General features: G+C 71.5%; 23 protein-coding genes and 1 tRNA gene. 9 read left to right on the forward strand and 15 right to left on the reverse strand.

The window, feature by feature from the left end; all coding sequences use genetic code 11:
* Window positions 1-66: 66 nt before the first annotated feature.
* A complete protein-coding gene (locus ACQE3L_RS04960) occupies window positions 67-1305 on the reverse strand; it encodes a helix-turn-helix transcriptional regulator (protein ID WP_426962671.1) in 1239 nt (412 codons plus the stop codon).
* A gap of 188 nt (window positions 1306-1493) precedes the next feature.
* Between ACQE3L_RS04960 and ACQE3L_RS04965 the strand changes: the two genes are divergently transcribed.
* From ACQE3L_RS04965 to ACQE3L_RS04980, 4 genes are all read left to right on the forward strand, one after another.
* A complete protein-coding gene (locus tag ACQE3L_RS04965) occupies window positions 1494-2771 on the forward strand; it encodes a DUF7094 domain-containing protein (RefSeq protein ID WP_426962672.1) in 1278 nt (425 codons plus the stop codon).
* A 102-nt stretch (window positions 2772-2873) separates the two neighbouring features.
* On the forward strand, window positions 2874-3368 hold the full coding sequence (locus ACQE3L_RS04970) for a type IV pilin domain-containing protein (protein ID WP_426962673.1): 495 nt from the start codon (window positions 2874-2876) through the stop codon (window positions 3366-3368).
* An 88-nt stretch (window positions 3369-3456) separates the two neighbouring features.
* On the forward strand, window positions 3457-4998 hold the full coding sequence (locus ACQE3L_RS04975; protein ID WP_426962674.1) for a carboxypeptidase M32: 1542 nt from the start codon (window positions 3457-3459) through the stop codon (window positions 4996-4998).
* 426 nt (window positions 4999-5424) lie between these two features.
* The gene (locus tag ACQE3L_RS04980; RefSeq protein WP_426962675.1) at window positions 5425-6330 is read left to right on the forward strand and encodes an ATP-grasp domain-containing protein; all 906 of its coding nucleotides are present in this window, start codon (window positions 5425-5427) and stop codon (window positions 6328-6330) included.
* Between the two features lie 24 nt (window positions 6331-6354).
* Here ACQE3L_RS04980 and ACQE3L_RS04985 read toward each other — a convergent pair whose 3' ends face one another.
* The 4 genes from ACQE3L_RS04985 to ACQE3L_RS05000 form a co-directional block, all read right to left on the reverse strand.
* Window positions 6355-6729: an Hsp20/alpha crystallin family protein gene (locus ACQE3L_RS04985; protein ID WP_426962676.1), complete on the reverse strand. Its 375-nt coding sequence runs from the start codon at window positions 6727-6729 to the stop codon at window positions 6355-6357.
* Between the two features lie 123 nt (window positions 6730-6852).
* Window positions 6853-7209 (reverse strand): DsrE family protein, encoded by a 357-nt coding sequence (locus ACQE3L_RS04990; protein WP_426962677.1) that lies wholly within the window; start codon window positions 7207-7209, stop codon window positions 6853-6855.
* A gap of 65 nt (window positions 7210-7274) precedes the next feature.
* The gene (locus ACQE3L_RS04995) at window positions 7275-8744 is read right to left on the reverse strand and encodes a dihydrolipoyl dehydrogenase (protein ID WP_426962678.1); all 1470 of its coding nucleotides are present in this window, start codon (window positions 8742-8744) and stop codon (window positions 7275-7277) included.
* A 159-nt stretch (window positions 8745-8903) separates the two neighbouring features.
* A complete protein-coding gene (locus ACQE3L_RS05000; RefSeq protein WP_426962679.1) occupies window positions 8904-9404 on the reverse strand; it encodes a hypothetical protein in 501 nt (166 codons plus the stop codon).
* Between the two features lie 193 nt (window positions 9405-9597).
* On the opposite strand from ACQE3L_RS05000, the gene ACQE3L_RS05005 reads away from it, so the two are divergent.
* Both ACQE3L_RS05005 and ACQE3L_RS05010 read left to right on the forward strand, forming a co-directional pair.
* Window positions 9598-10152, forward strand: a complete 555-nt coding sequence (locus ACQE3L_RS05005) for a type II toxin-antitoxin system death-on-curing family toxin (protein ID WP_426962681.1) — start codon at window positions 9598-9600, stop codon at window positions 10150-10152.
* Window positions 10153-10177: 25 nt separating this feature from the next.
* A complete protein-coding gene (locus ACQE3L_RS05010) occupies window positions 10178-10318 on the forward strand; it encodes a hypothetical protein (RefSeq protein ID WP_426962682.1) in 141 nt (46 codons plus the stop codon).
* A gap of 266 nt (window positions 10319-10584) precedes the next feature.
* Here ACQE3L_RS05010 and ACQE3L_RS05015 read toward each other — a convergent pair.
* From ACQE3L_RS05015 to ACQE3L_RS05025, 3 genes are all read right to left on the reverse strand, one after another.
* Window positions 10585-10657: transfer RNA gene (locus ACQE3L_RS05015), tRNA-Arg, on the reverse strand.
* A 97-nt stretch (window positions 10658-10754) separates the two neighbouring features.
* Window positions 10755-13265 carry an efflux RND transporter permease subunit gene (locus ACQE3L_RS05020; RefSeq protein ID WP_426962683.1) on the reverse strand — a complete coding sequence of 837 codons (2511 nt, stop codon included), beginning with the start codon at window positions 13263-13265 and terminating at the stop codon, window positions 10755-10757.
* Window positions 13266-14993 carry a COG1361 S-layer family protein gene (locus ACQE3L_RS05025; protein WP_426962684.1) on the reverse strand — a complete coding sequence of 576 codons (1728 nt, stop codon included), beginning with the start codon at window positions 14991-14993 and terminating at the stop codon, window positions 13266-13268.
* A gap of 233 nt (window positions 14994-15226) precedes the next feature.
* Between ACQE3L_RS05025 and ACQE3L_RS05030 the strand changes: the two genes are divergently transcribed.
* Window positions 15227-16033, forward strand: coding sequence for a TrmB family transcriptional regulator (locus ACQE3L_RS05030; RefSeq protein WP_426962685.1), 807 nt, complete (start codon window positions 15227-15229; stop codon window positions 16031-16033).
* Between the two features lie 168 nt (window positions 16034-16201).
* On the opposite strand, the gene ACQE3L_RS05035 is transcribed toward ACQE3L_RS05030, so the two are convergent.
* Entirely contained in the window at window positions 16202-16783 is a 582-nt protein-coding gene (locus ACQE3L_RS05035) for a 2Fe-2S iron-sulfur cluster-binding protein (protein WP_426962686.1), read from the reverse strand.
* 80 nt (window positions 16784-16863) lie between these two features.
* Window positions 16864-17793, reverse strand: coding sequence for an ATP-dependent sacrificial sulfur transferase LarE (gene larE, locus ACQE3L_RS05040; RefSeq protein ID WP_426962687.1), 930 nt, complete (start codon window positions 17791-17793; stop codon window positions 16864-16866).
* A 133-nt stretch (window positions 17794-17926) separates the two neighbouring features.
* On the opposite strand from larE, the gene ACQE3L_RS05045 reads away from it, so the two are divergent.
* On the forward strand, window positions 17927-19939 hold the full coding sequence (locus ACQE3L_RS05045; protein ID WP_426962688.1) for a helix-hairpin-helix domain-containing protein: 2013 nt from the start codon (window positions 17927-17929) through the stop codon (window positions 19937-19939).
* Window positions 19940-20279: 340 nt separating this feature from the next.
* On the opposite strand, the gene ACQE3L_RS05050 is transcribed toward ACQE3L_RS05045, so the two are convergent.
* From ACQE3L_RS05050 to nucS, 3 genes are all read right to left on the reverse strand, one after another.
* Window positions 20280-21497, reverse strand: coding sequence for a cation:proton antiporter (locus ACQE3L_RS05050; protein ID WP_426962689.1), 1218 nt, complete (start codon window positions 21495-21497; stop codon window positions 20280-20282).
* A gap of 26 nt (window positions 21498-21523) precedes the next feature.
* A complete protein-coding gene (locus ACQE3L_RS05055; RefSeq protein ID WP_426962690.1) occupies window positions 21524-22024 on the reverse strand; it encodes a cation:proton antiporter regulatory subunit in 501 nt (166 codons plus the stop codon).
* A gap of 76 nt (window positions 22025-22100) precedes the next feature.
* Window positions 22101-22958 carry an endonuclease NucS gene (gene nucS, locus ACQE3L_RS05060; protein WP_426962691.1) on the reverse strand — a complete coding sequence of 286 codons (858 nt, stop codon included), beginning with the start codon at window positions 22956-22958 and terminating at the stop codon, window positions 22101-22103.
* 104 nt (window positions 22959-23062) lie between these two features.
* On the opposite strand from nucS, the gene ACQE3L_RS05065 reads away from it, so the two are divergent.
* Window positions 23063-23593: a phosphoribosyltransferase family protein gene (locus ACQE3L_RS05065; protein WP_426962692.1), complete on the forward strand. Its 531-nt coding sequence runs from the start codon at window positions 23063-23065 to the stop codon at window positions 23591-23593.
* 51 nt (window positions 23594-23644) lie between these two features.
* On the opposite strand, the gene ACQE3L_RS05070 is transcribed toward ACQE3L_RS05065, so the two are convergent.
* Both ACQE3L_RS05070 and ACQE3L_RS05075 read right to left on the reverse strand, forming a co-directional pair.
* Window positions 23645-23839 (reverse strand): cold-shock protein, encoded by a 195-nt coding sequence (locus ACQE3L_RS05070; protein ID WP_058367336.1) that lies wholly within the window; start codon window positions 23837-23839, stop codon window positions 23645-23647.
* A gap of 70 nt (window positions 23840-23909) precedes the next feature.
* Window positions 23910-24830, reverse strand: coding sequence for a hypothetical protein (locus tag ACQE3L_RS05075; protein ID WP_426962693.1), 921 nt, complete (start codon window positions 24828-24830; stop codon window positions 23910-23912).
* Window positions 24831-24903 lie beyond the last annotated feature (73 nt).

The following is a 24903-nucleotide window of genomic DNA, read 5'->3' on the forward strand; positions in this document are numbered from 1 at the left end:
ACGCCCGCACGCGATCGGAATTCGACCGGAGGGGTCACCCGTCACGGCGGCCGCGGGCGCCCGGGATCAGGCTTCGTCGTCCGCGTCCTCGCCCCTCGGGTCGTTCTCGGGCAGCGAGATGAGGTTCTCGCGGCCGAGCCGGAGCTTCTCGATGCGTCCCTCCTCGGCCATCGCCGAGAGCAGCTGTGAGACCTTGGCGTCCGACCAGCCGGTCTCCTCGACCACGTCCGCCTGCCGCATCCGGCCGCCGTTCCGGTCCAGCAAGCGCTCGACGCGCTCCTCATCAGAGAGCAGCGAGAGGTCTTCGGTCGGCTTCTCCGGCTCCTCCTCGCCGCCCGCCGGCTCCGGCGGCTCGGACGACCGTTCCGTCTCCGCCGACGGACCGCTGGCCCCTGACTCGGCGGCCGGTCCCTCACCGGTGCCGTCGCCAGCGCCAGCCCCGGGCTCGCGGCGCCGATAGGCGTAGAGCCCCCCGCTGATGATCGCGGCCGCCAGCACGACCGCGCCGGCGAGGAGTCCCCACGGCGGCGCGTCCGCGACGTTCGACGAGTAGACGACGCCGATCCGCTCCTCGGAACCGAAGCTCCGCGGTCCCTCGATCACGACCGCGTTCTCCTCGAAGTCGACGGAGACGCCGGGCGTCGAGGAGACGGCGTACCCCTCCGGCGTCCGGATGACCATTCGCTGGTTCGGGCCGAGCGACCGGAGCCACGACTCGCCGTCGGCGGTCCGGAACGCGTCGTCCATCACCAGCTGGTCGCCGTTCGCCTCCAGGAACGCGGTCCAGACGAACGACAGTTCGAGCGTGCCGACGGCGACGACGCTCTCGTCGTCCACGGCGGGCTCCTCGTCGACCGAGGCGGCGCGCTCCACGTTCGTGATCGACATCTCGCGGCCGGCGTACTCGCTCGCGCCGGCGGCGTAGTTCCGGTAGAGGTCCGCGCCGGGGCCGACCTCCTCCTCGCGGAAGCGCTCGGCGACGCGCCGGAACGTCTCCGTCTCGTTGGCGTTGCGGAGCCGGTACGTCACGGTGACCGTCCACGCGGCGTCGCGGTCCGGCTGTAACACGACGTGGAACTCCGTCGACGGAGCCGACTCGAAGTCGACGGCCGGGCGCGCGGCGCCGTCAGTGAGCGCGGGCGCGCGGACCGCGGTGGCGGCCGACCCGGTCGAAGCGGTCGGTCCGGAGGTGGCGGCGCCGTCACTCGAAGCGACGGCACCGGTCGCCACCCCCGCCGCCGGAACGACCGCCGCGCCGAGGAGGAGGGCGAGCGCGAGCAGGGCTGAGAACGCGGGGTGCCGCATACACGAGGGAGTCTCGGCCGCCCGGCAAAACGCTTTCCATCGTTCGGTTTCGGGCCGTTCGGTCCGGCCCGGTGTCGGATCCGCGGCCGGTCGCCCGGTCGCTGTCGACCGCCCGTGCCGGCCGAGTCGAGCCGCCGGAAACGGGCGTGTCAATGCGTTTTTTGTGACCCGGCCACCACGTGAGAGCCATGAGAGCCCTCCCGCTGCTGCTCGCGGCGCTGCTGCTCGCGGCGCCGGTCGTCGCCGGCGTCGCCCCCGACCGGCCGTCGGCCGCACCCGCCGACGCGGTCCGTGTCAACGACGGCGGCGCACTCCAGCAGTCCGATCCGGACGACACCGCCCGGGTTCCCGTCCTGTCGCATCCGGCCGACGCCGCCGTCCGGGCCGACATCGGTCGCCATGGTTCGAACCTCGGTCCGGCGAGCGGCCTCGAGGTCTCCGCGACGACGGCGGCGATGGAGACCGCCTCGGTCGTCGCCCACGTCGAGAGCGCCGGAACGAACGACGAGCGGATCCGCCGGCTCATCGAGGCCGAAAGCGGGCTCCAGCAGGACGAGCTCGCGCTACACAGCCGACAGCGGTCGGCCATCCAGGCCCACGCGGCGGGCGAGCTGACCGACGAGGAGCTCGTCGTCGAACTCGCCCGGATCTCCGCGGCCGCGGAGGCGCTCGACCGGCGGCGCGTGGAACTGGAGACCCTCGCGGAGGAGACGGAGGACTTCAGCATCTCGACGGCGGAGCTGCAGCTCCGGCTCGGCGTTTACTCCGGCCCCGTTCGCGAGCTGGCGACGGACGCGCTTCGCGGCGAGGTCTCCTCTGACCGCATCTACGTCGCATCCGGCGACAACGCGGTCGTGCTCGCCGCCGTCGTCGACGGGCAGTACGTCCGCGAGGTGTACCGCGGCGACCGCTGGGACCGCGGCGCCAGCGGCTTCGGCGACGGGAGCGAGGAGGCGATCAACGCCACCGCCGAGGCGTACGGCGAGGCCCTCGACGACCAGAGCGCCAGCACCCTCGAGTCGAACACCATCGTCCGCGTGGACACGCCCCTGACCGACGAGCGCGGCCGCGTCCGCACGTACGTCAGCTCCGGCGACGGCGGCGTGTTCGTCGAGCATCAGTACCGGCCGCTCGACCCCTTCGCCGAGGCCGAGTCGGTGGCGGTGACACAGGACGGGTACAACCTCACCGTCAACCGGACGTACCCCGGCGGCCCGGTCCGCGTCAGCGTCGTCGACGTGGAGGAGGAGGCGCCCGCCGCGGGCGTGACGGTCACGGTCGCCGGCGACGGGGCGGAGAGCGAGGAGGTCGGCACGACGAACGAGGAGGGCGTCCTGTGGACGCTCTCACCGAGCGAGCCGTACCAGGTGACCGCGGTCGAGGAGCCGCGCGTGGCCCGGATCAGCGGCATCGAGCCGACCGCGATCCCGCGAACCGACGGGAACGTCTCGACGACCGACGGCTGACCACGGCGGCCGGCGGAGCGGCGTCGCGGCGTGTGGAGAACTCGGCGAGCGACGACGCCCCGGCCGGCGAACCCTTTTGAACGATAGCGCGCCATCCGGCGCATGCTCGGAGATCCGGACCGTCTCGACTCGCGGGCGTCGGCACCGGTCGGTGCGGCCCTGCTCGTCGCGCTCGCGGTCGTCCTCGCGGCGGGCGTCGGCGGCGCGACGCTCGGTGCCGGCGAGGCGCTGCCGGCCGGAGACGGTCCGCCCGCGGTCGCGCTCGGGATCGAGGCGGCCGGCGATCGCGTGACGATCACGCACCGCGGCGGCGAGGCGCTGGACGTGCGCCCGCTCCGGCTCGTGGTGCGCGTGGACGGCGAGCCGCTCGACCGCCAGCCGCCGGTGCCGTTCTTCTCCGCGGCCGGGTTTCGTCCCGGGCCGACGGGCGCGTTCAACAGAGCGGGGACGACGACGCTCCGGGCGGGCGAGTCGGCCGCGTTCCGCGTCGCGGGGACCAACGACCCGACGCCGGAGCCGGGCGCGACGCTGACCGTGCGAGTGTTCCTCCGCGGGACGCTGGTCGCCACGCTGGAGACGCGCGTCGCCCCCGGCTGATCTGCGGTCGCCCGGGGAACACCGGCTCGAACCGGCCGCACGGGCCGGAGACGCGCCTTTCTTAACCCGGGACTGGCAACGTCCGCCCATGGCAACGGAAGCCACGGAAACCGCCGACGACGTCGACGCGCCCGACGCCTACGAGGCGTTGCTGGACCGCCGCCGCCGCTGGAGCGCGGTCGACAGCGCGTCCGGCGTGCTCGGCTGGGACCAGCAGGTGATGATGCCCGAGGGCGGCACTCCCGCCCGGTCGAAGCAGCTCTCCACGCTCTCGTCGGTCAAACACGAGATCCTCACCGACGAGGCGACCGGCGATCTGCTCGACGAGCTCGCGGACGCCGACCTCACGGACGAGCAGGCCGCGGTCGTCCGCGAGATCCGTCGCGAGTACGAGCGCGCGAACGCGGTCGACGCGGAGCTCGTCGAGGAGATATCCGAGGCGAGCACCGAGGCGCTGGCCGCGTGGGAGGAGGCGAAAGCGGCGGACGACTTCGAGGCGTTCGCCCCCTACCTGGAGCGCAACGTCGAGCTCAAGCGGGAGTACGCCGAGCAGATCGACCCCGACCGCGACCCCTACGAGGTGCTGTTCGAGGACTACGAGCCCTGCCTCCCGCTCTCGCAGGCCGAGGACATCCTGACGGAGCTCCGCGAGGCGCTCGTCCCCGTCATCGACGCGATCCGCGAGTCGGACGCCGGCCTCGCGGTCGACACCTTCGAGGGGACCTTCGACACCGACGAGCAGGAGGCGCTCTCCCGGGACGTGCTCGACCTCGTCGACTACGACTGGGACCGCGGCCGGCTCGACGTCTCCTCGCACCCGTTCACCTCCGGCAACCAGTTCGACTGTCGGATCACTACCCGGTTCGACGAGTCCGACCCCCTCGGCGCGGTCGGCTCGACGGTCCACGAGTACGGCCACGCGCAGTACAACCTCGGCCTCCCCGAGGCGGAGTTCGGCACGCCGCTGGGCGAGTCGCGCGACCTCTCGGTCCACGAGTCGCAGTCCCGGCTGTGGGAGAACCACGTCGGGCGGAGCCGCGCCTTCTGGGAGCAGCTGCTGCCGACCTTCCAGGAGCACTTCCCGAGCACCGCGGACGCCACGATCCAGGACGCCTACGAGGCGTTCAGCCAGGTGTACGAGGACAACCTCATCCGCGTCGAGGCGGACGAGCTCACCTACCACATGCACATCGTCGTCCGCTTCGAGATCGAGCGCGACCTGATCCGCGGCGACCTCGACGTCGAGGACGTGCCCGAGGTCTGGAACGACAAGTACGAGGAGTACCTCGGGATCCGGCCAGAGAACGACGCCGAGGGCTGCCTGCAGGACATCCACTGGAGCCACGCCAACTTCGGCTACTTCCCCACCTACTCGCTCGGCTCCGTGATGGCCGCGCAGCTGTTCGCGGCCGCCGAGGAGGACATCGACGACCTCGAGGGGAAGATCGCCGCCGGCGAGTTCGACGACCTCCACGCGTGGCTCGGCGAGAACGTCCACCAGCACGGCTCGCGCTACGAGACGAACGAACTCGTGAAGCGCGCGACCGGCGAGGACTTCGCGGCCGACGACTTCCTCGCGTACGTCGAGTCGAAGTACGGCGACCTCTACGACCTCGATCTGGACCTATAGGCGGGTCCGGATCGTCGTCGTGGGTCGGGCGCTGACCGCCCGCGATACGTTTGCGTTTTTGTGTGTGCAAGCGTCCTGCTGCGTTTACTGCCGACACCCAGAAGGCCCTCGACCGCTCGCCCTTTCAGTCGGCCGCGAGACAAACCCCGTCTCGCGAGCCTCCAGCGTGCAGTAGCGCGCCTGCGACGCCAGGTGTTGGACAGCCGACATTTCGATGCGCCGCAGTCGGCTCGATCGGGTTGCACTCACGGCGGGAGTTCTGCCCCATCTGGCAAAAATGCACATCCAATGTGCGGTGCTGTCGGCGCGCGCGTTCCTCGCGCGCGCCGGCGTGACGTGTTCGGACGAGCAACCCCGCCGGCGGTGAGGGACGGAGCGCGCCCGTGCCCCGCCGCCATTTATGCGTTCGCCGTCCCTGTCGCCGGTATGCTCCGGCTCGCCGTCGCCTCGCGCGCGGAGACGTTCGACCGCATCCGGGACCCCCTCGCGGATCGCGGGGTCGAGGTCGCCCACCTGCGGGCGAAGGAGCGCGCGATCCGGCTGACTGGCGAGGGTGCCGACCCCTCGCTCGACGGCGACTCCGACTTCGACGCCGGCTTCGTCTACCCCTCGCGGCTCATGGAGGCCGCGGCGCTGGACGCTCGCCTCGACCTCCCGTGGGTCAACGACCGCGCAGCGGTGGCGGCCTCGCGCAACAAGGCCGGCGTGATCGCGGCGCTGGACGCCGCCGGCCTGCCGGTCCCGGAGACGACGATGGTCTCGAACCCCGTCGACGAGGCGACCGTCCTCGACGCGGTCGAGCCGTTCTCGTTCCCGGTCGTCGTCAAGCCCAACTCCGCGACGCGCGGGGTCGGGGTGGCGAAGGCCGGCGACGTGGACGACCTGCTCGGCATCGTCGACTACCTGAACCTGGTCCACGACTACCGGGCGACCGGCGACAAGTCCTACCTGATCCAGGAGTTCCTCCCCGACGCCCGCGACTACCGCGCGATGGTGCTCGCGGACGCCGACGGCGCTCCGACCTCCGCCGGCGCCGTGGAGCGCCGCCTTCCCGACGAGCGCCTGCGGGAGGGGCGCTGGAAGCACAACGTCCACCGCGGCGCGGAGGCGGTCGGCGTCGACCTCCCCGACCGCGCCCGCGAACTGGCGGAGGGGGCGGCCGCGGCGCTGGGGATCGACTACCTCGGCGTCGACCTGCTGGAGGCCGGCGACGGTCGGCTGGTCGTCAACGAGACGAACGCGCGCCCGACCGTCGACGCGGCCACGAAGTACGAGCCGGAGTTCTACGACCGGCTGGCGGGGCTGATCCGGCGGACTGCGGACGCCGAGTGAAAGAGCGGGAGCCGACGGTGCCGCCTACTCCACGTCGATGGCGGCGGCGTCGTCCGCGCGGTCGAACGTCACCTCGAGGACGCCGTTGTTGAACGTCGCGGACGCGGAGTGCTCGTCGACGCGGGCCGGGAGCGTCACGCGCTCCTCGTACTCGCGCCGGTCGGAAACGGCCGAGATGGTGAGCGCCTCGCCGTCGCACTGCAGGGAGAGGCCCTCCTTCGAGACGCCCGGGAGGTCCGCCACGAGTCGCACGGTGTCGTCCTCGACGTACGCGCTGACGTGCGTCTCGGTGCCGAACCCGGACTCGTCGGCCGGCTCGCCGCCGGCCATCCCGTTCATCATCCGCTCGATCTCGTCGAAGATGTCCCCGAACGGATCGTCGCGGTCGTCGCGGTCCATACGCGAGACGTGGGCGCTAATCTGCATAAGGCTTCTCCCCGCGCCGGTTCTGGCCGCTGTCGGCCCGTCGACCCGAACAAAAAATCGGCCGCGGCCGCGCCCGGTGGCGCCCTCGCCGCCGGCTCAGAAGGTGATGATCTCGTAGTCGTCGTCGACGAGCGACCGGATGCTCGGGTGCCCGTCGTAGTCGTCGAGCGTCACGAGGCCGGCGTCCGCGACCGCGTCCTCGACGCCGAACGCGCCGGAGCAGTAGTCACAGACCGCCGCGTCCTCGCGGACGGCCTGGTACAGCTCGTGGTAGTCGCTCTCCGGGTCCTCCAGTTCCGGGATCCACTGCGTCCCGGCGCCGTCGAAGATCAGCTCCAGCTCGTCCCCGTCGTTCTCGGCGAACTCCTTGGCCGCCTCCAGGGCGTTCGCCATGCGACCGTAATCGGCGTGCGACTCGTTACCGGCGAGAATCACGATTGCTGCTTTTGCCATCACCCGTCGTTGGGCGGGCCGGTACTAAACCCGCCCGCGGCTGTGTGTCCGCAACGCCGAGGCGATCAGCCGTGGTGGTGCCCGCCGGCGCGGCCCGCGTCCCCGCCGCGCGAGAACTGGCCGGTGAACGCGCGGTCGACGACCTCGGAGAGCGCGGGATGGATGTGGACCGACTCGCGGATGTCCGCGACGGTCCCCGACCCCGCGGTCATCGCGACGACGACCTCCTCGATCAGGTTCGACGCCTCGGGGCCGATGATGTGACAGCCCAGGATCTCGCCGTCGAGGTCGATGAGCACTTTCACGAACCCCTCGGCGCCCATCGCGTCGCCGCGGGCCGTCTCCTCGTAGCGGTAGGTGCGCGTCGCGTACTCGCGGTCCGCCTCCCGGAGGTCACTCTCGGTCGCGCCGACCCCCGCGACCTCGGGCGAGGCGAACACCGCGAACGGCATCGCGGCGTAGTCCACCGGCTCGGGCTCGTCGCCCAGCAGGTTGCGGATGACCGCCTTCGCCTCGTGGTTCGCGCTGTGTTTCAGCAGATACTCGCCGACCACGTCGCCGAGCGCCCAGACGCCCTCCGCGCTCGTCCGCAGGTACTCGTCCGTCTCCACGAACCCGCGGTCGTCGGTCTCGATCCCGGCCGCACCGAGGCCCAGCGCGTCGGTGTTCGGACGCCGCCCCGCCGCGACCAGCAGCGCGTCGCCCGTCACGGTCACGTCGTCCGCGTCGGCCGGGTCGTCGATCCGCTCGCCACCGGCCCGGACCGTCGGGCTCTCGGGGTACGGGCGCGCCTCGACGGTCACCTCGCCGTCCGCCTCCGCGGCCGCGACCGCCTCGTAGCCCGCGTACACGTCGAACCGGTCGGCGTAGCGGTCGGTGAACGCCGCCCCTACCTCGGGGTCGGCCTCCGGCAGGAGGTGCTCGCGTCGGCCGACGATCGTCACGTCGCTGCCGAACGTTCCGAAGAAGTGGCCGAGCTCGGCCGCGATGTAGCCGCCGCCGACGATCACGAGATGGTCGGGCGGCGTCTCCAGCTGGAGCGCCTCGGTGCTGGTGAGGTAGTCCACGTCCTCGATCCCGTCGATGTCCGGGATCGACGGGCGCGCCCCGGTCGCGACGAGAACGGTGTCCGCGCGGAGCGTCGCCCCCTCGTCCGCGCCGTCGACGACCTCAACGGTCCGCTCGTCGACGAACTCCCCGGTCCCCTCGAAGAGGTCGTGGCGGTTCGAGGACTTGAGCCCTCGCCGGATCGAGTCCGAGCTCTCCGCCACGTCCGCGTTGACCTCGCGGACGATCTCCGCGAAGTCGACGCCGGTCACGTCCGCGTGGATCCCGAACTCGTCGGCGCGCTCGACCGTCTCCAGCACCTCCGCGTGGTAGAGCAGCTTCTTTGAGGGGATGCAGCCGCGGTTCAGACACGTCCCGCCGAGCGGCCCCTCCTCGACGACCGCGACCGAGTTCTCCCGGCCGGCCATCGCGTTCGCCACGTCCAGTCCGGATCCCGAGCCGATGACGAGGAAGTCGAACTCCTGCATGGGTGGACCAACCGCGGCCACGGACAAGAAGGGGGGCCGCGCCGACGCGTCGCGCGCACGACCGATGCCGGTCCGGGCGACCGCGCGCTCGCGTCACCGTCCGCAGTCCGGGAGCGTCCCGATGGTCGGCGCCGGGGGCGCGCCGGCCGGAACGCGCCGCTACTCGGACGCCCTCGCGTACAGCACCGCCAGCGGGACCGCGTAGACGACGTGGCCGACCGCCGAAACGATCGTCGCCGGGATGCCGAAGTTCGGGAACGGCGGCGCGTTGGGGAAGCCGACCGCGGAGAGCCAGATCGGCATCACGAGCACGGCGAGCACCGCGGTCGTGAGGACGCCGTACGCGACCGCCAGCCCGAGCGCGCCCGGCAACTCGCGCGCCGTCTCGCGGAGCGCCGGCGCCTGTACGAGCGCGACGTAGGTCAGCCCGAGCACGACGCCGTGGAACTGGTGGATCGCCCACCCCGCGACCAGCGCCGGGCCCTCGATGCCGTACATCGCGGGGATCACGACCTCCAGTAGCGGCGGCGGCATCACGTACAGCATCATCAGGCCGAACGGAATGCTGCCGATGAAACCGCCCGCCGCGCCCGCGATCCACTGTTTCGACGTGACGCCCGCGGTCGCGGACGCCGTCGCAGTCTCGGTCTCTGTTGCCATGAGTAGTTACCTCACGTAACTCAATAGCACGCGTGTTATTAGCCGTAATCGAACGTCGCGGTAACCCGATTACCTGCGACTCACCGCCCGAGCACCCGCCACTCACCGCCGAACTGACGCGTCCTCGAACGGCCGTGTGTCCGGGGCGCACGCGGAGCGGCGCTTTATGAACTCGGCCGCCGTCGACCGGAGCATGCCGTTTCCGGTCGCGCTCGCGGGGTCGGTCGCGTCGCCGCTCCCGCTCGGAACCCTCGCCGCGGTCGCGGTCGTCGTCGCGCTGGCCGGCGCGGTCAACGGCGTCGCCATCCACGACGACATCGTCGCGGAGTACCCCGACACTCCCGCCGGTGTTCGGAACCGTGGCGACGTCGAATTCGCGCGGAACTACATCGAAGAGGGCAGTTTCGGTTCCGCACCGGACACCATCCACGAGAAGGCGTATCACCTCCTCCGGCTCCTCGTCGCCAATCACCCCTTCGTCGATGCGAACAAACGTACCGCGCTCAACGTGGCGGCCGTCTTCTACGTTCTCAACGGGTATCGGTTCGAGTACGACGACGAAATCAGGACTGTTCTGAAAAGCTTCGGGACCGATGAGTCCGCCGTCGATGAGGGGGACACCACCGAGTATCTGCGATCCCACACCGAGGAGTTGGATCTGGCCGGTGAGATCGAGGAGTGGAGAGACGAACTCGTCCGGTACGGGTTGGACCGGCTGACCGGCGATTCGTCGGACCCGAACGATTAACGGCGTTCGAAGCGTCGGTTCAGGCATGGCCACCGAAGACGGCGCGGAAACGACCGCTCCGCTCGACGACGTGATGGAGGACATCCGGCGGGAACTGGTTCGACGGGTCGCGGCGGACGACCGAGATTCGAACCGGGACATCTACGACGCTCTCGAGGACGAATAACCGGACTGTACTGAGCAATTGGTAGTCGGATCCGGCCAGAGCGATCGATCTGCGAGTGGTTCCCTCTATCGAATCCAGCTCTGCCTGTACGCACCCCCACCGAGACACCAGTAGACGGCCACCCGTCGAACGAAAGCACGCGTCTCGCAGTATTACTGCATCTACCCCGCCGCAGTCATCGATTAGAACGGAACGGGCGCGACGGGATCCCCGCGAGCGAAGCGAGCGGGGGTCAGTCGCGGCCGTGACCGAACGAAGTGAAGGAACGGGCGCGACGGGATTTGAACCCGCGGCATCTTGGTCCGGAACCAAGTGCTCTGTCCGCTGAGCTACGCGCCCTCACGTACGCGTTTCCCGGCGGGCGGTTTAACGCTTCTGAAAGCTCGAATCGGGGGCGGGGTCCGTGGTCCCGGGCGCGATGGCGGCCGCGGGCGGATCAGTCGTCGACAGGGGATTCGCGGCCGGCGTCGGCCGGGGCCGCGGTCTCTCCGCGGTCGGACAGCAGGCGGCCGACCCACAGCAGGCGGGGCTCGCGGTCGACGACCGCGACCCACACGACGAGCGCGGGCGGGAGGACGACCAGCGAGGCGACGTACGCGAGGAAGATGCTTGCGGCCGTCAACAGCCCGAACTGGCCCAGAAGCGGCGTGATCGCCAGCACCAGCACGCCGGTGCCGACGACGGTGGTGAGCATCGTCCCGGTGAGCGCGCCGCCGGTCCCGCGCAGGGTGCGCTCGAGCGCGCGGTCCACGTCGCCGCTGGCCTCGTACTCGTCGTGGAAGCGGTGGGAGACGTGGACGGTGTAGTCGACCCCGAGCCCGATGGTGATCGAGAGGATCGTCGCCGTGAGCGCGTTGAACGGGACCCCGAACGCGCGCATCGTCGCGGTCAGGGCGGCGATGGAGACGACCACGGGGACGAGCGTGACGGCGCCGAGCGTCGGCCGCCCGAGGAACAGGCCGTAGAGGACGACGAGGAACACCGCCGAGAGGCCGACCGCCGCGGTCAGCGACCGGATCGCGGAGGTGAAGATCGTGTCCGCGACCGCCTGGAAGACGACGATCTCGCCGGTCGCGGTGGCGTCGCCGCGGTAGCGGTCGGCCACCGCGCGGGCGTCCGCGGTGATCGCGGCGTCGGTGGCGTCCGACTCCACCTCGTAGACGATCCGCGTCGCGCGGCCGTCGTCCGTGAGGTACTCCGCGGTGAAGTCGGCGTAGCCCGAGTCGCGCAACGCGGCGTAGATCCGGTCGAGGTTGCGGTTCGGCGGTCCCTCGTCGAGGCTCGACTCGTCGACGAGGGCGTCGAACTCGGGGTTCTCGTCGGCGTAGCCGTCGATAGCGTCGCGGACGCTGGTGGTGCGCGCGCGGCCGTCCTCCTCGATGAACGTCGGCGGCGGGTCCCGCTCGACGCGGGCCTGCTCGCGGAGGGCGTGGTCCTCGCGCATGCGCGTCTCGACATAAACCGTGACGGTGTCGTCCTGCCCGGTCGCGAACTTCTCCTCCAGTAGGCTGATCCGGGCGTTGACGGTGTAGTCGGCGGGCTGCATCGGTCCCGGGAGGTACTGGACGTACGCGGGCTCCTCGGAGGGCGGCAGGAAGTCCTCGTCGTCGAAGGTGGTGTCGACGCCCGCGCCGTAGACGCCCGCGCCGGCGGTCAGGAGGAGCACGACCGCCAGGAAGACCGCGGGCGCGGGTCGGGAGAGGTCCGACAGCGAGGGGAGCAGACGGCCGAGCGCCGAGTCCTCCGAGCCGAGCGGCCGGGTGCCGAACGCGGGGAGGTCGGTCGTCTCGCGCCAGCGGTCGAGCTCCAGCTTCGCGGCCGGAAGGAAGCCCGCGAAGATGATCAGGGTGAAGACGATCCCGATCCCCGCGACGATGCCGAACTCGCGGATCGGCTCGAGCCCGCTCGCGAGGTTGGCGAGGAAGCCGATGACGGTCGTGCCCGCGATGACGGTGTAGGCGACGACGAGTTGGCGCAGACACGTCCGCATCGCGGGGCCGGGGGCGGCGCCCGCCTCCGCCCGCTCCTCGCGGTAGCGGTTCACCGTGTGGATCCCGAAGTCGATGCCGATGGCCAAGAGGAGCACCGGCACCGCGATCAGCATGTCCGAGAAGGGGATGCCGGCGTAGCCGGTGAACCCGACGGTCCAGACGACGGTCATGAGCAGGGCGACGCCGCCGAGCGCGAAGTCGAAGGGGTCGCGGTAGGCGTACGCCAACAGGCCGAGGATCGCCGCCAGCGCCGCCGGGACGACGATGAACAGCGAGTCGAAGATGACGCTCTCGAACTCGTCGTCGACGATGCCGCTCCCGAAGACGACCACGTCGCCCTCGGTGCGCTCGACGACGTCCTCCACGCCGCGTTGGACCTCGGTCGCGTCCGCCTGCGCGGGGAACTCGTGAGTGACGACGCCGATGGCGGCCGAGGCCTCCCGGCTCTCGGGCCGGAAGTCGTCGCTCAGCAGGGTGTCGAAGCTCGGGTCCTCGGCCGCGGCGTCGACCGCGGCGCGGACCTCCGCGTCGGTGGCCGACTCGACCGCCTCGCGCTGCGCCTCGGCGGTCTCCGCCTCGGGGTCGAGCTCCTGGGCCACCGCCGAGGCCGGGCTCCGGGTGCTCTCGACCCGAAGCGACCCGCGCTCCTCGACGCGCTCCTGCGTGCGGAGCATCGTCACCAGCCCGGCCTTATCGAGCACGTTCGTGTCCCGCTGGATCAGCTGCGTGGTCTGTGACTCCTCGTCGAAGGCGGGCTCGAACCGCCGATTCACCTCCTCGAGCGCGTCCGCCTCGGGGACGTCGTCGACGAACTGGCTGGTCCCGGTCTGCGTCTCGACGAACGCCATTCCCGGCGCGAACAGCACGGTGACGAGCAGGCAGGCGACGACGACCCGGCGCGGCCGCTCCACGACGCGGTCGGCGACGGCCTGAAGGACCCGCTCGGCGCGGCGCATCTACTCGGGACCGGATCCCCCGCGGAGCCGGCCGACCCGGGCCGCAAGCGTCTCGCGCTTCCAGTAGCCGACCCCGGCCAGCAGCGCGAGCAGGACGACCGCGGCGACCGCGATCAGCGTCGTCGCGTTGCCGTTCTCCGGTTCGGCCACGTCGACCGGGAGCCGGTAGGCCTCGCTGAGTTGGGAGTCGCCGCCGGCGTCGTCGTACCGGAAGTCGACCGAGACGGAGTAGGCCTTCGTGGCGGCGCCGTCGCCCACGTCGACGGTGAACGCGAGCGTCGCCGTCGCGTTGGGTGCGAGCTCCGAGACGAACGCCTCGTCGTCGGTCGCGTCCAGCGGGTCGGTCGCGAACAGCTTCGCCTCCACGTTGCTGACGGGCTCGTCGTTCAGGTTCCGGACCGCGACCTCGTAGGTCGTCTCGCCGCCGCGCTCCGCGACCGGATCGACCGCCTCGACCGCGAAGGCGTCCCGCTCCGGGGCTACGTCGACGACCACGTCGAGCGCGTCGGAGGTGGCGACGTCTCCGGCCGCGTCGCGGTACCGCGTCGCCACGTTGAGCGTCCGGTTGCCCGCGCGGGCGTCCTCGCGCACGCCGGCCTCGAACGTGGCGGTGGCGTTCTCGCCCGGCGCGAGGTCGCCGACGCGGACCCGGTTGTCCCGCGGGACGACGTTCTCGTCGAGCGGCACGGTCTGGCCGCCGCCGAGCGCGCCCCCGGCGCCGCCCCCGCCTCCGCCGCCCGTCGGCGCCTCGTTCTCGAAGACCACGACGACCTCCTCGGCGGGCAGCGGACCGTCGTTTTCCACCTCGACGGTGAAGGTGCCGTCCTCGTTCACGCGCAGGTCGCTCTCGACGCCGCGCGCCGAGAAGGACTGAGCGGGGAGCGGAGTGATCCCGGACCGGATCGTTCGGGTCTCCGCCTCCGCGCCCTCCGCGTCGCGGATCACGGCCTCGAACTCGATGGTCGAGGGGCGGACGGTCGCCTCCTCGGCGGCCGTCAGCCGGTAGGTGACGGTCCGGTTCTCGCCCGGCTCCCACCGGTCGACGAACGTCTCCGTCGTGCCCGCTTCGGTGACGTACGAGAGGTCCGGGTCGGTCGGCGTCATCGACAGCGAGACGTTCCGGGCGGGGTCCTCGCCCACGTTGCGGAGCGTGACGTTCGCCAGCCCGTTCGTGCCCGCCTGCACGTTCGCGTCGACGTCCACGACCGCGAAGCGGGCGCGGTCGGTTACCTCCACGTCGACGGTGACGGTCTCGGTCACGTCGCGCTCGTCGCGGATCGTCGCGCCGTCCTCGATCTCGGCGCGGTAGGCGTGTCTGTACTCCAGCGTGAGCGGGACCTCGTAGGTGCCCGGCGTGACGTTCTCGTCCGGGACGACCGTGAAGTCGATGGGGCCGGTCTGGCCCTCGCCCACGTCGCCGATCGGCTGCTCGCCGGTCCTGACGGTGAACGGGATCGCCGAGTCGTCGATCCGCGCGGTCGCGGACTGGGCGGTGATCACCTCGCTCTCGAGGGAGTCCTGTCCGCGTTCGTCGAGGTCGCCGCGGTTGTTCAGCGTGATCTGCAGCGTCGCCTCCTCGCCCGGGACGAACGCGGTCTCCGGCGCGTACGCCTCGATATCGGGTTCGCCGCGCGCGGTGTCGGACTGCTGAGCGGCGACGATCGTCGCTCCCGAGGCGACCAGCAGGACCGAGACCAGAACGAGCGCGACGGTGCGTTTCCTGTCCATTCGGCTCGGCTCCGGCTACGGGCCTCGCGGGTAATAGGGTTGGCAAACATAGAGAAACATCGTGACCGTTTTCCGAGAATTTCGGAGGCCGACCCCGAGATCGCCGGTAGCGGACGGCCACCGGCTCACCAGCGAGGAGCTATCGGAGGGCCCGGGAGCGGGCGCCGGCCCGCCACGCGACAACTCTCCCGCGTTTCCCACGCGCTTATTTATAAATCACTCGTAGGCGGGGCATGGACTCGCTGTGTGACCTCGGGCTCACGAGCTACGAGGACCGGGCCTACCGGGCCCTGTTGTCGATCGGGACGGGGACGGCCGCGAGGGTCGCCGAGGAGAGCGGCGTTCCGAAGGGGCGGATCTACGACGCGCTCGGCGGCCTCCGATCGCGGGGGCTCGTCCGCGAGCAGACCGCCGGGGAGCCGAAGCGCTACGTCGCCGTGGAGCCGGAGATCGCGGTCGACCGACTGGTCGAGGCGCGGACGCGGGAGCTCTCCGAGCGCATCGAGACGATGGAGGACGAACGCGAGGACCTCGTGGACCGGCTCGCGGGGACGGGGACGCCGGAGGACGCCTTCTGGACCGCGGCGGTGGGCGCGGCCGACTCGCGGGAGCTGCTGTTCGAGCGCCTCGACGCCGCCGACGAGCGCGTCGTCGTCGCCGCCGAGGCCGTCTCCTCGCAGTTCGAGATCGGCGAGGAGGGCGACGCCGTCCTCGACCGCCTGCTGTCCGCGGTCCGGCGCGGCGTCGAGGTGTCGGTCATGCTCTCGCCGGGCGTGTTCGACGACGCCCGCGACGCCGTCGACGACGAGCGCGCGGCCGCGGCGCTGGGCCAGTCGCCCTTCGAACTCCGAGTGACCGACGCGATGTACGGGACCTTCCACCTGATCGACGGCACCGAGGTGTGTCTGGAGGTTCCGGACCCGCTGGCGCCCGACCGCCTGTTCGGCATGCTCGACCTCCGAGACCCGACGTTCGCCGCCCGCGTCGAGGAGGGGTTCGCGGAGGCGTGGGGCGACGCGACGCCCATCGCGGACGTCTGACGACCGACCGCGCGACTGAGGACGAAACGCGAGCGGGCGGGGAGGGTCCGCCGACGGAACCCGTCCGCACACAGGAACAGAAACCGGCCGCACACAGGAACAGAAACCGGCCGCACAGAAACGGCCTGCAGAGTGAGACACCGCGGCGAAACCGCGCAGTCGGACCGGTTACGGCGCTTCGCCGGTCTCGATGCTGAAGGAGTCGCGCGGGTACGCGACGCAGGTGAGCGTGTAGCCGTCGTCGATCTCGGCCTCCTCCAGCATCTGCTGGTCGTCGTGGACGACGAAGTCCTCGGAGGGGCCGTCGGTGATCTGTCCGGCACAGGAGACGCACTGCCCCTGCCGGCAGGCGTACGGCAGGTCCCAGCCCTGCTCCTCGCCCTGGTCGAGGATCGGCTCGTTGTTGGCGAGTTCGACCGTCTCGCCCTGCTTGACGAACTCGACCTCGTAGTACTCGACCTCGTCCTCGGGGATGTCGCCGGGACCGGACTCCTCCTCGGCGCCGCCCTCGGCGAGCTCGCCCTCCTCGCCCTCGGCGCCCTCGCCGACGGCCGCGGCACCGCCGCCACCGCCGATGGAGCGGTTCATCGGCTCCGGGAACTCCGTCTCCGGGACGGTCGACGCTCGGTGCTCCAGCACCTCCGCCGAGATGTCCGCGGCCGGCTCCCACCCGCTCCCCCGCAGGTTGGAGAAGAAGACGACGACGAGCACCATGCCCGCCGCCAGCGCAATCGCCAGTGGGTTATACATGAGCGACGCTACGGAGAGGGTCCTTAAGGCGGTTTTGATCGATCCGACGGGGCGAGAAACGGCCCTCGCGGCGAGCGTCCCTATCGCGGGTACTGCTTGCCGAGATCGAGCCCGTCAGTCGCGTCGTCGCTCGTCCCGCCCGCTTCGTCCCCGTTCGTCTCGTCCTGGCCAGCCTCGTTCCCCTCGCCTTCGGGACTCACGCTCCCGGTGCGATAGCCGGCCAGGTCCAGCGTCACGTGGTCGAACCCGAGGTCGGTGAGGTGCTCGTCGGCCGCGGCCGCGAAGTCGGGGTCGAGCGCGCGGTCGAGTTCCTCGCGGGCGACCTCCACCCGCGCCAGTCCGTCGTGGTCGCGCACGCGGAACTGCGAGAAGCCCCACTCCCGGAGCAGGCGCTCGGCCTTCTCGATCCGGGTGAGCCGTTCCTCGGTCACCTCGAGTCCCGTGGGGATCCGCGAGGAGAGACACGCCATCGAGGGCTTGTCGGCCACCGAGAGGCCGTAAGCGTCCGCGATGGCCCGGACCTCCTCCTTCGTGATGTCGTGGGCCAGAAGCGGCGAGTACACCTCCAGCTCCTCGACCGCGCGCAGGCCGGGGCGGTGTCCCTCGCCGGAGTCGGAGGCGTTCGTCCCGTCACACACCGTCCCGATCCCCAGTTCGCGGGCCTTCTCGTACATCTTCCCGAGCCGCATCGTGCGGCAGTGGTAACAGCGGTCCTCGCCGTTCTCGACGAAGTTCGGGTCGTCGAGCTCCGAGAACTCAACCACGGCGTAGGGGACGCCGATCTCGTCGGCGACCCGCCGGGAGTCGGAAAGCTCCGCGTCGGGCAGCGTCTCGCTCTTGGCTGTGCAGGCGACCGCGTCGTCGCCGAGCGCGTCGTGCGCCAGCGCGGCGACGACCGAGGAGTCGACCCCGCCCGAGAAGGCGACCACGACCCCGTCCCGCTCCGCGAGCGCCTCGCGGGCGAGTTCGGCCTTCCGCGCCGTCGCCGGCGCGAGCGCGTCCGTGTCCATGAACCCGGTTTCGCGGTCGGCGGAGAAAAGGCCGTTGTCCGCGGGGTCGCCTCCGACGCGACCCCGGCCGCGACCGCTCCGGCGTGATCCCGGACCCGCACCCTTTTTGCGGTGCCCGCGATACCCGGTCACGATGGATCTGGAGGCGATCCCGGGCGTCGGGGCGAAGACCGCCCGGGCGCTCGAGGAGCTCGACGACCCGGAGGCGGCGCTGGAGGCGGGCGACGTGGCCGCGCTGGCGCGTGCGCCGGGCGTCACCGAGGGGCGCGCCGCGCAGATCGCCCGCGGCGCGATCCGCCGGCGTCACGAGGAGGACGGTGGGCGGCTGCTGGCGACCGACCGCGCCCGCGAGGTGTACCGCGACGCGATCGACCTCCTGCGCGAGCGCACCGTCACCGACTACGCGGCCAAGCGGCTGGAGACGTTCTACCCCTCCGCGTCGGCCTCGCGGATCGAGGAGGTGCAGGCGTTCGCGCGGGCGGCGATGGCGCGCGACCCCGACCCTGCGGTGCGGGACGCGCTCGCGGACGTGGAGCCGCTCTCCGACCCCGGGACGCTCCGCGTCCGCGAGCGGTGTCTGGCGACCGCGGACGCCGAGCGGTACGCCGCCGCCGAGGAGGCGGTCCCGGAGCTCTCCGTCGAGATCGTGGAGGACGCGCGCGACGTCTCGGAGCTCGCGCGCTCGTACGCGACGGTGATCGTGATCGACGAGGAGTTCGCCGGCCTCGACGTGGACGGCGACGTGCGCGTGCGCCCGAACGCGCTGGCGGAGCCGGCCGAGACCGTCCCCGAGCGCCTGCTGGCCTTCTTCGCCGAGAACCGGGAGGCGCTGCTCGCGGCCGCGCGCGTCCACGAGGCCGCGGGGCTCGTCGCGGGCGGGATGAACCCGGCCGCGGACCTCGACGCGCTCCGGGACGCGCTCGCACGCGTGGACGAGGCGGGCGAGGTCGTTGGCGACGACGAGTACGACCGGCTCGCGGACGCGGTGGACGACCTCGACGCCGCGGTGAGCGCCGCGGAGTCGGTCGCGGACGACCACCTCCGGGCGGCGATCCGCGAGCAGGACGTGACCATCGAGGGGCAGGACTTCCTCTCGCTGGTCGAGCAGGGCGCCCGCGTCGACTCGCTGCTCTCCCGCGAGCTGGCTGACGAGTACGACGAGGCGCTCCGGAAGGCCCGCGAGCACTTCGCCGACGCGCTCCGGCTGGAGCCCTCGGAGGCGGAGTTCGCGGAGCGCATCTTCTCGGGCGACCCCACGTTTCCGGTCGAGCACGCGGAAGAGCCCGTCTCCCGGCTCCGGACCGATCTGACGGCCGCCCGCGACCAGCGCGCCGCGGCGCTGAAGGCGGACCTCGCCGCGGATCTGGGGGAACTTCGCGACCCGGTGGAGGAACTGGTCCGCGACGCGCTCGAACTCGACGTCGAGCTGGCGGTGGCGCGGTTCGCTCGCGACTTCGACTGCACGCTGCCCGAGTTCGTGGACGCCGACGAGGAGGGGACCGACGCCGCCGGGTTCGCCATCGAGGGCGGTCGCTCGCCGCTTCTGGACGTGCCCTTCGACGAGGTGGAGCCGGTCGACTACGCGGTCTCGGGCGCGACGCTGCTGTCCGGCGTCAACTCCGGGGGGAAGACCTCGACGCTGGACCTGGTCGCGCTCGTGGTCGTCCTCGCGGGGATGGGGTTGCCGGTCCCGGCCGAGCGCGTCCGGCTGGAGCGCTTCGAGGAGGTCCACTACTACGCCAAGTCGCAGGGGACGCTCGACGCCGGCGCGTTCGAGGCCACCCTCCGGGACTTCGGCGACCTCGTGGACGGCGCCGACGGTCGGCTGGTGCTGGTCGACGAGTTGGAGTCGATCACGGAGCCGGGGGCGTCCGCGAAGATCATCGCGGGGATCCTCGAGGCGCTGGACGGGCAGGACGCGACCGCGGTGTTCGTCTCGCACCTCGCGCGCGAGATCCGCGAGGCGGCCGACTTCGACGTCGCCGTCGACGGCATCGAAGCCGTGGGACTGGTCGACGGCGAACTGCGAGTGAACCGCTCGCCACAGAAAAACCACCTCGCGCGGTCGACCCCGGAGCTGATCGTCGAGAAGCTCGCGGACGACCGCGGCGGGGACTTCTACGCCGACCTCCTGGAGAAGTTCTGAGACGGCTGCTGATGCGGTGACGGTGCGGTCGCGGTGCGGTCGCGGTGCGGTGGCGGGGCGGTGGCGGGGCGGTGACGGGGCGGTGACGGGGCGGTGGCGGGGCGGTGACGGGGCGGTGACGGGGCGGTGGCGGGGCGGTGCTGTGGCGGGGCGGTTTTCTGTCGCGGTGGCGGTGCTGTGGCGGTACCGTTCCGTGTCGAGGACGTGGTACCGCGGCGGCGCGAGGGCGCGCAGCGCCCGCAGCGCCGACCGCGGCCCCTTTTTGATCGACATTTTTCAAGGGAGTGGTCAAGCCGGCGCTTCGCGCCGGCGCGACCCGACCGCAGAAAAAGGTCGGATATCAGTCCGCACCGAACCGCCGCACTGCGAACGCCTCGAACGGGGCGGAGTACTGCATCAGCGTCGTCCCGAGCACGCTCATCACGAGCACGTAGCCGACCGCGAAGGCGTAGATGTCGTCCGCGACGCCCGCAGCCAGCGTGGTGCCGGCTCCCGACAGCGCCAGCGCCGCGATGATCAGGGAGAACTCCCCGCGGGTGACCATCCCGAGCCCCACGCGGGCCGAGCGGCGCGGGCCGAGGTCGTAGACGCGCCCGCCGAGGTAGCCGGAGACCAGTTTCGTCGGCGTGGTCGCGACGACCGCGACCGCCACGGGGACCGCGACGCCGCCGAACACTGACGGGTCCGTGACCAGCCCGATCCAGAAGAAGAACACCGCGGCGAAGGTGTCCCGGACCGGCTCCAGCAGGTTCTCGAGGTCGTGGACGTGGTCCGTCGAGGAGAAGGCCATGCCGACGAAGAACGCCGCGACCGCCTCGCTCACGCCGAGCGCGAGCGCCGCGCCCGCGACGAGGACGGTCGTGCCGAGCGCCCGGAGGACGGTGAACTCGTTCGATCCCGTGTTCAGCAGGCGCGCGAACCACGCCGTTCCGAAGTACACCGCCAGCAGGAGGAGGAGGATGAACCCGATCGCGACCCCGACCGAGGTCACGGCCTCGCTCACGTCGCCGCCGCCGAGCACCAGCGCGGACGCGACCGCGAGGTACACCGCGATGAACAGGTCCTCGTAGACGAGCGTGCCGAGCATCGGCGCCGCCTCGTCGTTGGCGATCCAGCCGAGGTCGATCAGCGACTTGGTGATGATCGCCGACGAGGAGATGTAGACGATCCCGGCGGTCAGAAACGCCGCCAGCGGGTCGCGGAACAGCGCGAAGCCGACCAGCAGCCCGACGCCGAAGTTGATCGCGAGGTCGATCCCCCCCGCGCGGCCGATCCGCTCGCGGCTCTCGATCAGGCGGTCGAGGTTGAACTCCAGCCCGAGGAAGAACAGCAGCAGGACGATCCCGAGTTCGGCGCCCACCGCGATGAACTCGCTCTCCTGGATGTACACCGTTCCGACGACCGGTAGCGCGAGCTCCCCGACGACGTGCGGGCCGAGCAGCATGCCGACCACGATGTAGAAGGGGATCACCGACTGGCCGAGCCGGTTCGCGAGCGCGCCGACCGCCGCGACCGCACCGAAGAGGACGCCCACCTCCAACAGCAGCGCGTCAGCCATCGAGGGTCACCCCCGAGCGCCCCGCCTCACTCACGGTCCACCGGACGCGACAGCATCGTCTCGAGTTCCTCGACGCTCTCGCGGTCGCCGACGACGATGAGCGTGTCCCCCACCAGCAGTTCCGTCTCCGGACCGGGACTCGCGAGCACGTCGTCGCCGCGCTGAATGGTGACGACCGAGGCGCCGGTCTTCGCGCGCAGGTCGGCGTCGCCCAGGGTCTCGCCCGCGAGCGGCGACCCCTCGTCCACCTCGAACCACTCGATCAGCGCGCCGCCGGGCAGCAGCGCGTCGGGCGCGTCGGGCGACTCCACGGGCTGGAAGTAGGCCCCTTCGAGGATCGTCCCGACGGTCCGCGCGAGCTGGTCGGTCAGCTCGAACAGCTTCTCGGAGTCGGCGTCCGCGGACGCCCGTTTGTACACCTCGCGACGCCCGCTGTTGTGCGTGAGCACGACCAGCGTCTCGCCGCCCCCGAGGTCGATCTCGTGTTTCTTGCCGACCCCGGGCAGTTCCGTCTCGGTAACTGGCATGACGGATCGGTTTCGCCGCCCCGAGTATAAATCGGCCGGGCGCCGGCCGGGTCGACGTCCCGCGCCGAGGGATCGACTACGCGGCGTCGCTCGGCGCGCCCGCCTCCGCGTCGTCAACTGGCTCCGTGTCGTCGGCCGGCTCCCCGTCGTCGACCGCCTCGTCGCCGGAGTCGCCGGAGTCGCTGGCCCCCTCGTCCGGGCCATCGGGGGCGTCCTCGTCGGCCGGCGCGACCGACGCGTGGTCGAACCCCTGTTCGGCGAGCAGCTCCGCGGCCCGGTCGGTGACCGAGGGCGCCACCAGCACGCCGCGGACGGGCTCGTCGTCGCCGAGCTCGCGTTCGAGCGCCGCCACGTAGCGCGCGAGCTGGCTGGCCGCGCTCGGCCCGACCCGGCGCCGCTTCAGCTCCACGACGACCGGCCGGCCCGCCGCGTCGTAGCCGAACACGTCCATCGGGCCGGCCGCGCTGTCCCGCTCCGTCTCCACGGGGTCGAACCCCTCCTCGACGAGGTCGGGATGGTCGAGGACGCGGCGTTTGAGGTCAGCCTCGCTCCCGTGGACGTCGAGGTCGCGTCCGCCGGTGACGGCCATCGCCGAGAGCTGGTGGACGGCCGCGAACCGAACCGTCAGGCTCTCGTCGGGGTTCTCGCGCTCGGAGCGGACGCGGAGCCGACCGTCCCGCACCGCGGCGCGGTGCTCGGAGCCGGGCGGCTGCCAGTTGACCGGCGTGCGCTGCTCGTCGGTGTGGACCAGCGCCGCGCCGTCCGGCTTGAGGATCAGCAGGCGGTCGCCGGGGCCGAGCTCCGAGGCGGCCCGTCCCTCGTAGTCGACCTCACAGCGGCCGAAGACGGTGATCAGGTCGCCGCGCTCGAAGGCTGACTCCAGCTCCCACAGCGCCTCCCGGTGGCTCGGATCGTGGAGGGTCGTAACGCTCACTGACGGGGATACGCGGTCGAGCGGCAAAAGGGGCGTGACGGGGTGAATCCCCCGGATCCTCAGCGCCCGTCAGCTACAACCCGGTTCCGACCGCACCGGACGACATGGAGTGGGAGGAGTACGCCGCGCTGATGGAGAGCGCCGACTACCGCTCGAACGTCCCGAACGTCTTCGCCGACCCCGACCACTTCGCGGCCGCGGTTGTGGACATGCGGGACGCCACCGCGGTCGACCCGGACGCCGTCGCGGGCATCGACGCGATGGGCTTCATCCCCGGCGCGGCGCTGGCGCGCGCGTTCGACGCCGGCTTCGTCGCGGTCCGGAAGGGGGGCAAACTCCCCATCGCGGAGGAGCACCGCCTCGCGGACGACTGCGTCGACTGGACCGGGACCGAGAAGACGCTCGAACTCGACCGCCGCATGGTCGCGGACGGCGCGTCGGTCCTGGTCGTCGACGACTACGTCGAGACGGCCTCGCAGGTCGGCGTGGCGGCCGATCTGCTCGAACGCGCCGGCGCGTCCGTCGCCGGCGTCACCGTCCTCTGTGCGGTCGAGAACGAGGAGACGCGGTCGCTGGACGCGGAGTACGGTCTCTACTCGGTGAACCCGTGGAACGGCGACGCCGCTACCGAGTGAGAGAAAATCCGAAAACGTGTCAGTGTGCCGATTCGTCGGGCTCGACGCGCCTTACAGGCGCGTCAGGTTCGTCGCGCGCGGGCCCTTGTCGGCCTGCTCGATGTCGAACTCGACTTCCTGCCCCTCCTCGAGGTCCGGACCGCCAACGTCCTCCATGTGGAAGAAGACGTCCTCGTCAGCGTCCTCAGTGTCGATAAAGCCGTAACCGCCCGTGTCGTTGAAGAAATCAACCGTACCGGTTGCCATTGCAACCAAACAGATGCGGGTCACACGGATAAGGGTTCCGTGTTGGCTGCTAGCGAGAAAAGGGGGCGTTTCAGTCGGACGAGCCCGCGGATAGCGGCGCTTCACGGTCCGAACCCGTCGAGTCGGCCGCCTCCCGCGCCGTCGCGTCGGTCTCGAGGTCGGTCGGACCGACGCCCTGCTCGCTCGCGTCCAGCAGCCGCTGGACCGAGGTGGCCAGCGCCACCGCGACGACCACGTCGAAGTGGACCAGCCACATCGCGTCGGTCGCGACGCCGACCCAGCTCGTTCCGTACGCCAGCACGGCGGCGCTCGCGGCCGCCAGGTCGAGCGAGACCGACCGCTCCGCGAGCGCCGCGCGGGCGCCGTCGATCATCGGCTTGCCGGCGAAGAACAGCACGATACCCGCCAGCACGCCGATGTTGAGGTGATAGGCGAAGCTCCCGGTCGCCACCAGCTGTTCGTTGAGGTGCTCGGCGATCGTCGGTCCGAGCAGCCACTCGAAGCGCGCGGGGTACATCACGGCGCCGTACGACGACAGCGCCATCAGGCCGGCCATGATCCCCGCCGCGAACCGCGCGCCCGCCCACGCGGTCGCCCGCCGGTTCGCGAACGCCTCGCCGCGGCTCGCGACTGGATACCCCACCGCCGCGAACCGACGTTCCAGCGCGGCCGGTTCGACCGTCGCCGGGTCGTAGTGGACCTGCACGCTCGCGGTCGGCGCGCTGGCGGTCGCGGCGCTCACCCCCTCGATCGCCTCCACGCCCAGTTCCGCGACCGCCCCGCACCGCCGACAGCCGACGTCGCGCAGTTCGTACACGGTGCTGACGTGGTCGTCCGGAACCGCGGAGACGGAGGGCCCCCGCTCGCGGTCCCCGGTCGCGAGCGCGCCCGGGTCAGCGCCCGCCTGGGACAGGAGACGCTCGGCGTCCGCACACCGAGGACAGCAGCCGTCCCCGACGGCGGACGCCCGGTCCGACGTTTCCGAGCTCATGTGTGTTAGTCGTACCCACGCGCTCCACGATCTTCAAGCCATCGCCGCAGAGCGGACGGCGCGGTCGGCGGCG

This window comes from Haloparvum alkalitolerans, assembly GCF_050122995.1.
Taxonomy (GTDB): Archaea; Halobacteriota; Halobacteria; order Halobacteriales; family Haloferacaceae; genus Haloparvum; species Haloparvum alkalitolerans.